Genomic DNA, 14,769 nt, shown 5'->3' on the forward strand with positions numbered 1-14,769 from the left:
TACGGCTACACAAACATTATTAAACAGTAAAAACTAGGTCTGAACACAGATCTTGAAGTATTTAAATGGTTACTTGCTATATTTGTAATAAGTAATCCGCAAAAAAGATAAGTGAGAAGAGCAAAGCATCCTATATTTAACAAACTGGCAGCCGTAACCCTTGTGCTGCTAAGCGCTTGTGCAGGGGCTCCACAGTCTGCTAGCACGGAAAATGCTGTACAGGCCAACGCACAAACCTATCCAGACAGGTTTTCAAGACCTAAGCTAGTCGTAGGTATTGTGGTGGACCAGATGCGCTACGATTACTTGTTCCGATACTGGGATAAGTATGGCAATGATGGCATTAAAAGGCTGGTTACGCAGGGCTTTCTGTTTAAGAATGCGCAGTACAGCTATGTGCCAACCTATACAGGGCCTGGCCATGCCTCTATTTACACAGGTAGCGTGCCGGCTATAAATGGAATTATAGGGAACAGTTGGTACAAGCGCGATGAAAACGAGGTTATTTACTGCGTAGAGGATAAAAGCGTTCGTACCGTAGGCAGCGATTCAGATGCAGGACAAATGTCTCCTGAGAACCTTTTCACGACGACTGTAACAGATGAACTGCGCCTGGCAACCAACAGAGGAGCCAAGGTAATAGGGGTAGCCCTTAAGGACCGAGGATCTATCCTACCGGCGGGTCATCTGGCAAATGCCGCGTATTGGTTTGATTCGCCCTCGGGGAATTGGATAACGAGCACATATTATAGCGAGGAGTTGCCGGAGTGGGTAGAGGAGTTTAACGAGCAAAAGTACCCGGACAAGTACCTGAGCCAGCCCTGGACCACCTTGCTTCCTATAGAGCAGTACACAGAAAGCACAGCCGATGATGTACCGTGGGAGGAAACTCTACCCGGGGAAGAAAAACCTGTTTTTCCACACAACATTCCTGCTATTCGTGGAAAAGACTATGAGTTGATCCGTTCCATACCGGCGGGTAATACCCTCACCAAAGACTTTGCACTGGCGGCCCTTAAAAATGAGAACCTGGGAAAGGGAGCCTTTACAGACTTTCTGGCGGTTAGCTTTTCTTCTACAGACTATGTAGGCCATAAATTCGGTCCTAACTCAGTGGAGGCAGAAGATATCTTCCTCCGCCTGGACCAGGACCTGGCGGAAATGATAAGCGAGATCGAGAAGGAAGTAGGAAAGGAAAACGTCCTGTTCTTCTTAACGGCGGATCATGGCGCTGCACACGTACCTGCTTATCTCGAAAGCCTGAATATACCTTCTGGGGTGGCAACTTCGAATCCTGTACGGGATTCGGTAGAGTTATACTTGGATAAAACTTATGGGGATGGTAAGTGGGTAGAACGTTACATCAACCAGCAGTTGTACCTGGATAGAGAGTTAATTGACAGGAAAGACTTAAATTTGGCCGAAGTGCAACAGCGCGTAGCAAATTACGTGATGCGCTTTGATGGCGTGATGCGAGCTGTTCCTGCCGTCACTTTGCTGGGGACTAGTTGGAATGAGGGCCTCATGAGGCGGGTGGAGAACGGCTTTAATGTCCGCCGCTCCGGAGACGTTGTTGTACTGTTAGAGCCAGGCTGGTTTGAAGGCTACGGCAGTGGGGAGCCAAAGGGAACCACACACGGTTCTTACTCCAATTACGATACGCACGTACCGCTTATCTGGTATGGCTGGAAAGTGAAGTCAGGAGACAGTGCTGTACCCGTAGAGGTATCCGATATAGCCCCTACCATTGCAGCCTGGTTAAACATTCAGGAACCCAACGGAAGCGTTGGAAGGCCTTTACAAGAATACATGAATTAAAAACTTAACGCGCCTGCAGAAGAAAACAAAATGATAGACGGCGCAGTAAAAACAAAGATGAATATGGAGAAATTGGATCGTGTTAATCCATGGCACAGTGTGAGCTTCGGCGAAGAGGCTCCGCAAGTAGTGTCCGCTATCATTGAGATTCCCAAAGGATCAAAGGCGAAGTATGAGTTAGATAAGGAGAGTGGAATGCTGAAACTAGATCGCGTTCTTTTCTCTTCTATCCATTACCCGGCAAACTACGGGTTTATTCCGCAGACCTACTGCGATGACAAAGACCCCTTGGACATCCTGGTGATATGCTCTATCGATGTGCAGCCGATGTGCCTGATAGATGCTAAAGTGATCGGGGTAATGCAAATGGTAGACAACAACGAGGAGGATGATAAAATCATCGCTGTGGCAAACAACGATATGTCGGTGCGTCACATCAATGATATCTCTGAGTTGCCACCACACACGCTGCTAGAGATGCGTCGTTTCTTTGAGGATTATAAGAAGCTAGAGCACAAAGAGGTGATCGTAGAGCAGTTCTTAGGCCGCGAGCAGGCCTACAAAATTATTCAGGACAGCATCGACCTGTACAATACTACTTTTGGAGAGCCCTCTAAAAGAGAAAAAGCCCTGTAAAAGAAATTACTTTTCCTGTTAAGCCTGGCGTAGGATTTCCTGTGTCAGGCTTTTTGCCTTTATAGATGGCCGCCTAAACTTGAATGAGCGTCCATTTGTTCCGTAATTGCAATAATGGAGCAAGACAGAACTGTTGGTTTAAAAGAACCTCAGCGGCATTTCTTATGGAGGCTGCCTCTGAGGCTGTTGGAGGCGCTCCTGTACAGCAGTGTGTTTATTTCTGCCTGTGCCTTCGGCTTGACTGTAGAGACCCAACTACTGGCAGGGCTTCCTGTTTCTCTCCCTATGGCAGCGTTTGTTTTTCTGTCTACTCTCTTTACCTATAACGTAAGCAGCATAAAAAGCCTCCTACTCAGGCCGGGCCAAAAACCGGATAGAAGAAGCGCAGCCTGGAGTCAGCGCAACAAACGATTCCTGGCTGCCTTAGGAATAGCGAGCCTGGCAGGGGCCGTTGCCTTATATCTTAGCTACGGCTTTAGGGTTAACATCTGGTTTGTCCTGCACCTTGCCCTGATCTCTGTAGGTTATACGGTGCCGGTTATTTATAAGGCCAGGCAAGTACGCCCACTACGGAGTATGCCCCTGCTCAAGGTTTTCCTGATCGCTTATGTGTGGGCCATGGTAACAGCGCTGTTACCCCTGATAGATGCAGGGTTAGCAGTGTGGGAGCCACAGGCTTTGCAGATCTTAGGGCGCCGTTTCCTGTTTATACTTGCCCTAGCCCTGCTGTTCGATATACGGGACTACGCCTATGATAAGGCAACGAATACCCTCACCTTTCCGGGCCTTGTCGGCGTAAAGAACACGAAGTTGCTGTCTCTCGGATTGCTGGTGTTGTACGTCCTAACAGCCCTGCAAACTGAAGTTGGGGCAGTACAGCTAGCTTTGGTGGGCAGTGCGGTTGGGGCTTCCCTTGTCGTTCTTTTCTCCTCTGATGAAAGGCCTCGTATCTACTATGCCATCCTGGCCGACGGTGCTATGCTACTGCATGCAGGCCTGGTCTACCTTGCTTTTAGCTAGGCTTGTAGTTTAAGGAAGGCCTGAGGCAGAAAGTCTATCACATCAGAGGCCGTCATACTGATCTCGCCAACTGCTTTCAGCGCCAGATCCCCCGCCAGACCATGTAGATATACGCCAAGTAAACAAGCTTCTTCCAGGCTGTAGTTTTGTCCTACCAGTGCCGTTACAATACCCGTCAGCACATCACCGGTGCCTCCGGTAGCCATTCCAGCATTCCCGGTCGTATTAAAGAAGATTTTCCCGTCGGGGGTGCCAATAGTGGTGTTGTTGCCTTTCAGGACAACATAGCAGCGGTACACGCGGCAAAAGTCGAGCATGTCGTAGAGGCGGTCATATTCATTGTTACTTTTCCCTACCAGCCTCTCAAACTCCTTGGGGTGCGGTGTAAAGATCACCTTATCAGGTGGAAGCTGACCCTTTAATTTGTCACTGCTTCCGATAATGTTGATGGCATCCGCATCCACAACAAGGGGCTGTGAGGCGGTTGCGAGTAATTGCCCTAGGGCTGTTTTGGTTACCCGTTCTGTTCCGATTCCAGGGCCAACGCCAATTACGTCGAACTTGTCTGTCTCTTTCGGCAGTTCTGAAAGGTGTCTCCTGTGCTTGTCCGCCAAGGTCATTGCCTCTGGCACGGCTGTTTGGAGCACAGTATAGCCGGTAGCGGGTACCTGAATAGTGAGCAGCCCCACCCCGGCACGCAAGCAGGCACGGGCGGCCAGCACAGCAGCGCCCATCTTTCCAAACCCACCACTCAGCAAGAGGGCATGGCCATAGAGGCCTTTGTGAGAAAACTTCTTCCGGGGCCTGAGCAGGTGCCGCACGTCTTGTGGAGTAGTAAAGTATAGGCGGGTTTCTACCGCAGCAATAAAGCTATCGCTGAGCCCAATTGGCACAATATGCCATTCTCCCACAAAAGCCTCATGTTGCGGTAAAAAGAAAGCCAGCTTCGGAAGCTGAAAGCTCACCGTATAGTTTGCCTGAACAATTGCCCCCTCTGCCGGTGTCTGGCTGTCAGTGTAAAGACCGGAGGGCATATCAATGGCGGTAATGGTAAGGTTGCTGCCATTGAGTGAGTTTATAACTTCGGCGTACAGGCCGGATACAGGGCGGTTTAGACCTGTACCAAAAAGCGCGTCAACCACACAGGCCCCTTCCGGAAGTGCAGTAATATCTTGTTTCTCTTTTAAGTGCTGGTGTGGTATCTCTTGCGGCAACCTTTCCAGGTTCAATTTGAAGTCGGCTGACGCTTTGCTGTTGTCGCCTACCAGGTACACTTGTACAGCATAGTTACGTTGCTGTAGCAGGCGCGCAACAGCCAGCCCATCCCCACCGTTGTTTCCGGGGCCACAGAAAATATGAACCGCTTGCGTTGGTTGAAACTTGTTTTCAAACCAACCTACAAAGGCTCTCGCAGCCCTTTCCATTAGGTCAGAAGAGGACATTCCTTCTTCTTTGATCGTGAAGGCATCGGCTTCCCGGGTTTGTGCAGCAGACAAAAGCTTCATAAAAGGACTTCGGTTTTCCCTGAATATACTAAGATTTGATCGAGGGGTTTATACTTATCCTTGGCAGGCCGAAAGGTGTCGGTAAAATAGTTTCACGTGTATGGAAACCTGTTCCTATTGGTGGAGTTTAGATAATCGGTTGCCCTGTAACAAGTACCTGTATATAAATCCTTAATGCCTCTTTAAGGCTTTTGCTTTATAACAAGAGGTGTTTGCTTGTTTTTTTACAATTATCAGCTTTTATATTTATGTTAACGTTGCCTGAATAAGTATATTAGTGCCTTGTTATGCTGTTGTTAAATGTTTTCTCTGTTCTGAAAGAGCAAGCAACGGCAGGCCTATACAATATCAAAAAATTAAAATATAGAGGATAGTTAAAATAGTAGAGAGTCTACGTAACCTAGGCCCAAGAAAACAGTAAAAGCCCTTGTTACTTGCTCTCCTGATTTATTTCTGATTAAATCTAATGAATAAAACATCGAAAATCTACGTGGCAGGCCATAGGGGTATGGTGGGCTCAGCCATTGTGCGGAGCCTGGAGACGAAAGGCTTTACTAACATCCTTACCCGTACTTCCTCAGAGTTGGACCTTCGGGATCAGGGGGCGGTACAGGCCTTTTTTGAGGAGGAGAAGCCTGAGTACGTATACCTGGCAGCGGCCAAAGTGGGAGGCATTGTTGCTAATAACACCTACCGTGCGGACTTCCTCTACGATAACCTCATGATCGAGGCTAACCTTATCCACTCAGCTTATAAGACAGGAGTAAAGAAGCTCCTCTTTTTGGGGTTTACCCCAAGCTTGCGCCTCAGCCGTTAAAAGAGGAGTATTTGTTGACGGGCCCCTTAGAGCAGACGAACGAGCCCTACGCCATCGCCAAAATAGCGGGAGTGAAGCTGTGTGAGACCTACCGTGACCAATACGAAGCGGATTTCATCAGCGTAATGCCCACCAACCTCTACGGTTACAACGATAACTACCATCCACAGAACTCTCATGTGTTGCCTGCCCTTATCCGCAAGTTCCATGAGGCAAAAGAAAGCGGCCACCCAACCGTGACGATCTGGGGCACAGGAAGCCCAAGGAGGGAGTTCCTTTTTGCGGATGATCTGGCTTCTGCCTGCCTCTTTCTGATGGATCATTATAGCTCCAGAGAACCTGTGAACATCGGAACCGGTGAGGACATCACCATCAAGGATCTGGCATTAGTAGTAAAAGAGGTGGTAGGCTACGAAGGAGAACTGGCCTTCGATACCTCCAAGCCGGATGGCACGCCGAGAAAGCTGATGGATGTTACAAAACTGCATGAGATGGGCTGGCGACACCAAACAGCGCTTCGGGAGGGCATTGCCCTGGCCTACCAGGACTTTAAGGAGAAGCATGTGGCCGTGAGCTAAGAGCTATATTTAACTTTATCAATCATAATTAGAAAATTATAATTAACCCAATATGAAGACAGCGCTGATAACAGGAATCACGGGGCAGGACGGGGCCTACCTGGCCGAGCTCTTGCTGGGCAAGGGCTACAAGGTGCACGGGGTGAAGCGGAGAAGCTCGATGTTCAACACCGACAGGGTGGACCATTTGTACCAGGACCCCCACGAGCAGAACGTCAACTTCAAGATGCACTTCGGGGATTTAACAGATTCTACCAATCTTATTCGTATCATCCAGGAGACCCAGCCCGACGAGATCTACAACCTGGCAGCGATGAGCCACGTGAAGGTGAGCTTCGACACGCCCGAGTACACGGCTAACGCCGATGGTCTTGGCACGCTCCGTATTCTGGAGGCGATCCGGATACTGGGCCTGACCGAGAAGACAAGGGTCTACCAGGCCTCCACTTCTGAGTTGTACGGCTTAGTACAGGCAGTGCCTCAGTCAGAGACCACTCCTTTCTACCCCCGCTCCCCTTACGCGGTGGCCAAGCTCTACGCTTACTGGATCACGGTCAACTACCGGGAGGCCTACGGCATGTTCGCCTGCAATGGCATCCTCTTCAACCACGAGTCCCCGCTCAGGGGCGAGACCTTCGTGACCAGGAAGATCACCAGGGCCGCTGCCCGTATCGCCATGGGCCTGCAGGAGTGCCTGTACTTGGGTAACCTGGAGGCAAGAAGGGACTGGGGGCACGCCAAGGACTACGTGGAGGCCATGTGGCGGATCCTGCAGCAGGACGAGCCGGAGGACTTCGTCATCGCCACCGGCGTTACCACCACTGTCCGTGACTTTGTGAAGATGTCTTTTGCCGAAGTAGGCATCGAAATAGAGTTCAGAGGAGAGGGCGTGGACGAGAAGGGCTACGTAGCGGCCTGCAACAACCCCGAATACCAGGTAGAGATAGGAAAAGAGGTGGTGTGCGTGGACCCGAGCTACTTCCGCCCGACAGAGGTGGAACTGCTGATAGGAGATGCCACCAAGTCCAAAACCAAGCTGGGATGGGAGCCCAAGTACGACCTGCCGGCACTGGTGAAAGACATGATGCAGGCAGACGTGGAGCTCTTCAAGCGCGACACTTACCTGCTCGATGGAGGGCACAGAGTCCTTAACTACCACGAGTAAAAGGTTAGGAATAGCTGAATTTATAAACCCACCATACCTGAAAGTATGGTGGGTTCTTTCGTTTAAGGGAACTAACTATGCTTACATATCCTGGCGTGTGCTGGACTTTTAGCCTCGATTAGAAATAAGCACAAACGGGTGCTTGCCTGGGGAGAGAGCTAAAGACAAGCGTGCCACTTCCACATGGAATAATCTCAGAAGGCTACTGTCAGTGTCAGTTTAATCCTCAAGTTATCCTCGGCTTCCTCCAGCGCATAGGGGCCATAGCGGTAAAAAGCGCCTACGCCTATGCCCGTGAAAGGAGAGCTGATGATGTTATTCAGCATAAGCCCTGACTCGTAAAAGCCTTTCTGCATGCTGCGGTACTGCTCCTGTGGTAGTACTTCCAATGGTTGCTTTAAGCCGCCAACTCCAATGTTGGTGACCAAAACAACGTCCGGCTTAAAGAAGCGGGTGCGGAGCAGGCGCTTTCCCAGGTTCTGGGAGAAGAAGAGGGCAGCGTAGCGGTCGGAGAAGAACTCGTAAGGGTACATGGTTTCAAAGCCCTCGCCAGCATATACCGTATAATCCGAATTATAGCTGCCATAGCCGTTGAAGAGGCTTACAAAAGGAGCATTCCCGCCGACTATCCCACCGGTGAGCGTGAAGCTGCTTTCCCCAAAGGTCCGGTGGCGCAAGAGTACTTCTGCCCGCGCCTCATACTTGTTGTAACTGTAGTTGCCGCCTAAAAAGTCATCAAAACCGCGGGTGTACTGTAGCCAAAACACAGGGTAGTCAGCGCCCATCGGCATAAGTTGGTTAAACTGCTGCATGAACTTCTCGCCGTAAGCGTAGCGAAGGCTGACTACTCCTTCCGTTAAGTTAAAGGCAGGCTGTTTATCATGAACTGTGCTGTAAGCTAAGGTAGGCCGCCGTTCTTCCTGCCGCAGCGTGGCCTGTCCTTGCAAGTAGCGGAACGGTCTTCCCGACAGGGATAGGCTTTTGTGCGTGGTATAATCGAGGAGAGGAAGTACGGCAGGCCGAAGATTACCTAAAAGACCACCTGTTGACTGAAAGGGAAAGCGCCTTCCTCCAGGCTCCAGCAAGTCCTTGAAATAAACAGCTTTTAGGCGGAGCTCGGAGGGCTTGTGAAGTACCGCAACAGCATCTGCTCCATACTTTGCTTCTTCATCCTTAAAACCATAGCCCCAGTAAGCTCCAAGGGAGAACCATTCCGACAGTAAAGCATTTGTATGTACTCCCAGGCCCAAGCGCAGGCCCTCAAAGCTACTGACACGCAGCAGGCGGTTCAGGTCAAGGCTTACAGGGCCAATGGGAACCTGTTTTGCGGTAAGGTATTCCAGCGTCCGGACGGTGCGGTCCAACTTGTCGGCTTGCCCTACGCTGTCCAATCGCTGATACGTGCGTTGCTCCAGAAGGCTGAGAGAGTCCGGGCGGTACCCTTGGTAAAAGTTATCGGGCTGCAGGTGAGCATCGGCTCTCTGTTCGAGGGCTATCACACCGAAGTCTGACTTGCGAAGGTTAGGAGCCAGGTTAATGTTGGTGATGTAGGTGCGGAGGTGTCCATAAGGCTGGTGGCCCCCTAGTGTAATTTGAGGAATCGACATCTCCACGTCCAGTTCCGTTGGGAACCACCGCTGTTCAGGACCTACCTGCTCATACTGTTGCTGTAGCTTGATATCGCGCTTTTCATCATCTGCTGATTGAGCCACCAGGTGTTGCACTGCCCAGCCGTCGCTGTTGATGTAGAGCAGGCCTTTTAAGCCTTCAAAGTTTTTCCCTTCCTGTGGCTTATAGGAAACGACAAAGACAGTGTCCTGGCCCAGCACGTTTGTTTCCTGTAAAGTAAAGCTGTACTTGCTCGTGCTGCCCGGGCTAAGGGGGCTCAGGTAATGCTTCCCGAAAAAAACGGGCAAGTCCTCATATACCGAGAAGTCTCTGGCCTCCGCGGCCACAACCCCGAAGCTCGGCTGCTGAAGCCCCGATACCCGTGTGGCCAGTATGGTTTCTTTTGTATAGTCGGGTTGCAGGTAGGCATAGTCTGTTACGCTCTCCATCAGAAACAGGTGCTGCTTGTTCAGAAGCTTGCGCATTTTCAGGTAAGCGGAGTCTTTGGGGGATAATTCTGGATTATCGCTCAGATCCAGTTGCTGAGCATCGGAAGCGGTTAGTATAAACTTGTTATAGGTCCGGTACGAGTAAGCCTGTAAGCTTTTAGGGCTGTTACGCTCCCTGTTCTGCCTTGCCAGGCGAATAACACGGTGCGCAGGATTTTCCCCAGTTCCGCGCACAATTACCTCCTGTAGCTGCGCTGCGGCTGGTTGTAGTCGTATGTTAAAGCGCTGGGAGGAGTCAGGGTAGACGACCTGCGGGGCATAGCCTACATAGCTGAAGCGGAGACTGGTGATAGGCTTGCTGTGGCGTAGCCTAAAGCGCCCTTCTAAGTTAGTCGTGGTCCCTGTCTCCCCCCCGTTTGCAGCAATGCTAACAAAAGGTAGCTCCTCGCCTGTGTTGGCATCCCGCACTGTACCAGATACCTCGCGCACCTGTGCCGGTGCTACCATAGTGATAAAACAAAAGAGTAACAGTAGGAATAGCAGACGTGTACTTGGCATTCTGTAAAGATAAAAATAAAAAGGCGCTTCTCTCTGACGAGGAAGCGCCTGATATGCTGTTTCTGCCTATCTATCAGAACTGTATTGCGACGGCCATGCCCATATGGCCGGTCGGTAGCATGATAGGTACCACCGTGGCCGTGTTCAGTCCCCCGCCTTCGGTGAGCTTAGCATGGATCCAGTATACTGTATTCACCGAAAGAATGCCCACACCGGCTCCCGCCAGTACATCAGACATCCAGTGGGCATTGTTCAGTACACGCAGCACGCCTGTGGCACCCGCAATACCGTAGCTCGCCACACTTACCCAAGGGCTCTTATGGCGGAACTCCTTGTCCATAAAGGTAGCAATGGTAAAGGCATAGGCGGTGTGCCCCGATGGGAAAGCATAAGGCTTTTCGTTGGGTCTTTCAATGTCCGTTAGCTTCTTCGTTGGCCAAACCAAAGCCGAGGTAAGGGCACCGGCGGACACTAGCAGTAAGGTCTGGCGACCCAGTTCGTGTCGGTTCTGAGACGAGATCAGGTTAAAGCCATAAAGCCCTACCAGCGGTGCCAGCATGGCAAAATCGTCGGCATCGGTGGCAAATTCGGGGAACGCTTTCGTTCTGTAATCAAAGACGTCGCGGCTACTTAAAATGCCGCGCCCCCCTATCGTGTAGATACCCGCCCCGATAAGGGCTACTGAAGGGATCACAGCTCTTTTCAGAAAACGCTTGTTATCCCCCTCCAGGCGTTGAGCCTCAGTAAACGGTTTTTTTTGTCCTGGGAGCACTGTATCAGGCGGGACAAAGGCTGAATCTGCCGTGGTACGCGTAGGCTTAGGTTTTACCTGCGCCTGTGTTGTTAGCGGGCTTGCCAGTAGGCAAAGCCACAGCAAATGCACAGTAAGTATCTTAGAGAACTTGAAGGCTCTAGTCATATCTAGCGATTTTGTAATATCTTAACTCAATGTTAACATTGATATTATCGCAACCATAATTAAAAAGTTGTTCTGGCAGAAACTGCCATGTGGGAGCTCTGTCTCTTTAGGGCAACTGCCCTAAAAGCGCCTGGAGACTATACAGGCAATCTTAAGGTTGGTTTTTGGCGAGTTAGCCTTACCGGTCTACCTCGCCCAACACGATGTCTACAGAGCCCACAATCGCGATAAGGTCTGCCACCATAGCTCCTCTGCTGATCTCAGGTAGCACAGACAGGTTCACAAAGCTAGGGGCGCGGCCTTTCACACGGAAAGGCATATCGCTGCGGTCGGTAGTGCGGAAGAAGAAGCCTAACTCTCCGCGTGGTGTCTCGCCCCGGAAGTAAAGCTCTTGTGTGCCCGTCATGCGCATCTTTTTAGGGCAGGCCGCCTGCGGGTCAAAGCCCGGGGTGCGTTTGTAGTCACTCTGTAGTCTGTCGAGGCACTGGCTTATAATCTTAACCGATTCCCGGCATTCGAGTGCCCGCACGTAGTTGCGGTCCCAGCAGTCGCCGGTGGTGCCGGCAAGCCCCTGGCCTATGGGTACCTCAAACTCCAACTCCGGGTACACGCTGTAGCCGGCTACGCGGCGCAGGTCGTGCTTCAACCCACTGCCACGCAGCATGGGGCCGGAGCAGCCATAGTTGATGGCGACATCCAATGGGAGTACCCCTACATTAGCGGTGCGGTCTACGAAGATCTTGTTCGTGAGCAGGATAGTGTCCAGTTCGTCCAGCTTTGGCTGCAGGTACGTTATAAACTCACGGCAACGCTCCTCAAAGCCAATAGGCAAATCATAATACAGGCCACCCACCCAAATATAATTGTACAGCATGCGGGCGCCGCACACCCACTCCAGCAGGCGCTGAATGTGCTCCCGGTCGCGCAGCAGCCATAGGAATGGAGTAAAGGCTCCGATGTCGATGGCGTAGGTACCAATGGCCACGAAGTGCGAGGCAATACGGTTGAGTTCCGTCACCAGTACGCGGATGTACTCTACCCGCTTCGGGATCTGGTCGGTGATGCCCAACAACTTCTCTACCCCCATTGCCCACACATGCTCCGAGTTCATGGCAGCCAGATAGTCCATGCGGTCTACATAGGGGATGGTCTGGTTATAGGCCATGTTTTCGGCGTGCTTCTCGAAACAGCGGTGCAGGTAACCGATGTGCGGTACTACTTCCTGTATGATCTCGCCGTCTGTTACCACCTCCAGGCGCAGAACACCGTGTGTGCTCGGGTGCTGCGGTCCCATGTTTACGATCATCTCGCCCGCCTTCAGATTATCTACGCTGAATTTGTTCGGCTCTGACTGTAGTAGGTAGTCCTGGTATATTGTTGAGGTTCTTTCCAATACTGTAAACTGAATAGTTACAAAGGTCGGAAAAAAGGAGGAGTTGTGCAGGGGTTTGTTGGAAATGACTAATTACTAGAGAGCCTTCATATTACACAATAATATTAAGATTATGGTATATTAGTGTTTATAGGATCACCTTTGTATTAAAGGTGAGGGTATAACTCATAGTCCGCTGAAACTTTATGGAAAGACTACTAAGAGAACCAATCGAAAACTATCTTACTCAAAAGCGTCAAGCTTTTGCGGGCAACCCACTAGCAGACCAACTGAGGCATGAGTTCCCAGAAATCTTAAGTCGAATAGTATCCGATCAAACTAGGTATAAAGTTGTTGGTTCTCCCGGTAAAGGCAACTGGACAGATTGTCCTTGGATTGCAATACTTGATACTCTAGTAACTGATACTGCACAATCAGGATACTATCCAGTCTTTCTATTCAAGGCCGATATGTCAGGAGTATACTTATCCTTAAACCAAGGTGTAACAGAGGTAAAAGACTATTATAAAAGAGAAGCAAGAAACGTACTAAAACTTAGAGCAGAAGACTATAGAGCGAAAATCGATATAGACACAAACGATCTATTTGAAATAAGCCTCAACTCAACAAATTCTAATGCCAGGCTTTATGAAGCAGGCAATATAGTAGCACGTTATTATCCAGCCGACAACTTACCTAATGAAACTGAGCTAATTACTGATATCTTACACTTTCTCCACCTCTATGAAGAGCTTAATTTTAATGACACACATATTGACGAAAACGAAGGATTAACAGCTATAGAAAAAAAACAATATCGACTTCACTTTAGAATAGAACGTAATTCTAGAATATCAAAAAAAGTAAAAAAATATAAAGGTTATATATGTGAAGCATGTGAATTTGACTTCACAATAAAATATGGGGATCTCGGCCGTAACTTTATAGAAGCACACCATTTAACCCCAATTTCTGACTTAGGCGTTGGACAACATCAGATTAATATTCAAACAGATTTTGCTGTGCTTTGTAGTAATTGCCATAGTATGATACATAGGCTTGATGATCCAAGTAATCTTACTCATTTGAGACATATAATTAAATTAAGGGAATAGAGTAAAAGGCAAGAGTACAAGTTAGTGCTCGCGAAAGTACAAACTCGCGCCATCGAAAGAGAAGGAGAGTCTACTGTAACACCAAAAGAACAAGGATTCTTCATGCTTTTATGAGGCAATCGGCTCCAAAGAAGTACAATAATAAAAGGTTCTTGGTATATTGCCTGTGTTAAACGCTCCCCATGAAGTTCGCTTACATCCTACTGCTCGGCCTGCTGCTTTTGGTCGACATCCTGACCTTTACAGAAATAGCCTCACTGGTGCGGCAGCCCTCTGACCTCTCGGTGGCGATCGGACTGGCCTTGCTAGTGGTGCTTGTGGTAGCCAACTTCTTCGTTATTCGATTTTCCTTCAAAAGACTTAAAGCCTAAGCCATGAACAACGTGCGTCAGCTCCTGACTTGGAGTATCAGCATCATCCTGATACTTGTTTTCTCCATCACCGCCATGAAGTCCTGTACCCGCATTGATGCAGGCCATGAGGGTATTCTTGTGAAATTGTACGGCACCGACAAAGGCGTGCAGGACGTGAGCCTGGTAACAGGGCGCGTGTGGTACAACCCCTTTACCGAGGAGGTGTTCCAGTTCCCGACTTTCGTACAAACCGTGGACTACAATGCCTTTACTGTGAATGCCAAGGACGGTTCCGTTTTCACAGTAGATCCAACTGTCTCCTTTCGAGTAAGCGCCGGGGAGAGCCCGCGCATTTTCGCCAAATATCGCAAAGACATCGACCAAATTACCAAGACCACCCTTTATAATTATACCCGCGACGCTTTCCGTATACAGTTCAACCTATACAGTACCGACAGCATCATCTCTAACCGACAATCCTTTGAAGATAAAGTGCAGATAGCCCTGGGAGAGTCGCTGCGCAAAGAAGGATTCGAACTGGAGCAAATGACCAGCGGGCTACAGTACCCGGACGAAATTGTGAAGGCTGTTAACTTAAAGAACCGCGCTGTGCAGCAGGCCATGCAGGTAGAGAACGAGCTAAAAGTAGCCGAAGCCCAGGCCCGCAAGAAGATCGTAGAGGCAGAGGCCGAAGCCCGCGCCAACGAGCTGCGCCAGCGCACCCTCACGCCGCTGCTCATTCAGCAGCAATTTATTGAGAAGTGGGATGGCAGAACACCCTTATATGGTAATTCGCCTACGTTCTTTAAGAACGTGCAGTAAGAAACACGCAGTAAGATTAGCTATGTATAAAAGA

Annotated in this window: 11 protein-coding genes and 1 pseudogene; 8 read left to right on the forward strand and 4 right to left on the reverse strand. The window is 49.8% G+C overall.

Going from position 1 to position 14,769, the window contains the following annotated elements; all coding sequences use genetic code 11:
- Nucleotides 1–111: 111 nt before the first annotated feature.
- The 3 genes from pafA to CHB92_RS05310 all read left to right on the forward strand — a co-directional run bounded on the left by pafA (nt 112) and on the right by CHB92_RS05310 (nt 3,474).
- Nucleotides 112–1,818 carry an alkaline phosphatase PafA gene (gene pafA / locus CHB92_RS05300; protein ID WP_245842297.1) on the forward strand — a complete coding sequence of 569 codons (1,707 nt, stop codon included), beginning with the start codon at nt 112–114 and terminating at the stop codon, nt 1,816–1,818.
- 63 nt (nt 1,819–1,881) lie between these two features.
- Complete coding sequence (locus CHB92_RS05305) at nt 1,882–2,454, forward strand: inorganic diphosphatase (RefSeq protein ID WP_373422640.1); 573 nt, start codon at nt 1,882–1,884, stop codon at nt 2,452–2,454.
- Between the two features lie 114 nt (nt 2,455–2,568).
- Nucleotides 2,569–3,474: a UbiA prenyltransferase family protein gene (locus CHB92_RS05310; protein ID WP_245842305.1), complete on the forward strand. Its 906-nt coding sequence runs from the start codon at nt 2,569–2,571 to the stop codon at nt 3,472–3,474.
- Here CHB92_RS05310 and CHB92_RS05315 read toward each other — a convergent pair.
- On the reverse strand, nt 3,471–4,979 hold the full coding sequence (locus CHB92_RS05315) for an NAD(P)H-hydrate dehydratase (RefSeq protein WP_089318137.1): 1,509 nt from the start codon (nt 4,977–4,979) through the stop codon (nt 3,471–3,473). The two genes, CHB92_RS05310 and CHB92_RS05315, sit on opposite strands and share 4 nt — an antisense overlap.
- A 466-nt stretch (nt 4,980–5,445) precedes the next feature.
- On the opposite strand from CHB92_RS05315, the pseudogene CHB92_RS05320 reads away from it, so the two are divergent.
- A pseudogene (locus CHB92_RS05320) lies at nt 5,446–6,374 on the forward strand (GDP-L-fucose synthase family protein).
- Nucleotides 6,375–6,426: 52 nt separating this feature from the next.
- The gene (gmd, locus tag CHB92_RS05325; RefSeq protein ID WP_089318138.1) at nt 6,427–7,539 is read left to right on the forward strand and encodes a GDP-mannose 4,6-dehydratase; all 1,113 of its coding nucleotides are present in this window, start codon (nt 6,427–6,429) and stop codon (nt 7,537–7,539) included.
- 194 nt (nt 7,540–7,733) lie between these two features.
- Here the strand turns inward: gmd and CHB92_RS05330 are convergent, their stop codons facing one another.
- The 3 genes from CHB92_RS05330 to CHB92_RS05340 all read right to left on the reverse strand — a co-directional run bounded on the left by CHB92_RS05330 (nt 7,734) and on the right by CHB92_RS05340 (nt 12,466).
- Nucleotides 7,734–10,103: a DUF5686 and carboxypeptidase-like regulatory domain-containing protein gene (locus tag CHB92_RS05330; RefSeq protein ID WP_179222960.1), complete on the reverse strand. Its 2,370-nt coding sequence runs from the start codon at nt 10,101–10,103 to the stop codon at nt 7,734–7,736.
- Between the two features lie 124 nt (nt 10,104–10,227).
- Nucleotides 10,228–10,848: a phosphatase PAP2 family protein gene (locus tag CHB92_RS05335; RefSeq protein WP_245842307.1), complete on the reverse strand. Its 621-nt coding sequence runs from the start codon at nt 10,846–10,848 to the stop codon at nt 10,228–10,230.
- A gap of 403 nt (nt 10,849–11,251) precedes the next feature.
- Nucleotides 11,252–12,466, reverse strand: coding sequence for an NADH-quinone oxidoreductase subunit D (locus tag CHB92_RS05340; RefSeq protein WP_089318141.1), 1,215 nt, complete (start codon nt 12,464–12,466; stop codon nt 11,252–11,254).
- Between the two features lie 185 nt (nt 12,467–12,651).
- Here CHB92_RS05340 and CHB92_RS05345 point away from each other — a divergent pair, with 185 nt between their 5' ends.
- From CHB92_RS05345 to CHB92_RS05355, 3 genes are all read left to right on the forward strand, one after another.
- On the forward strand, nt 12,652–13,560 hold the full coding sequence (locus tag CHB92_RS05345; protein WP_089318142.1) for an MrcB family domain-containing protein: 909 nt from the start codon (nt 12,652–12,654) through the stop codon (nt 13,558–13,560).
- Between the two features lie 182 nt (nt 13,561–13,742).
- Nucleotides 13,743–13,931 carry a hypothetical protein gene (locus CHB92_RS05350; protein WP_089318143.1) on the forward strand — a complete coding sequence of 63 codons (189 nt, stop codon included), beginning with the start codon at nt 13,743–13,745 and terminating at the stop codon, nt 13,929–13,931.
- A gap of 3 nt (nt 13,932–13,934) precedes the next feature.
- A complete protein-coding gene (locus CHB92_RS05355; protein WP_089318144.1) occupies nt 13,935–14,735 on the forward strand; it encodes an SPFH domain-containing protein in 801 nt (266 codons plus the stop codon).
- Nucleotides 14,736–14,769: the final 34 nt, after the last annotated feature.

Origin of the sequence: Pontibacter ummariensis, assembly GCF_900188175.1 — a bacterium.
In the GTDB taxonomy this organism is placed as follows: Bacteria; Bacteroidota; Bacteroidia; order Cytophagales; family Hymenobacteraceae; genus Pontibacter; species Pontibacter ummariensis.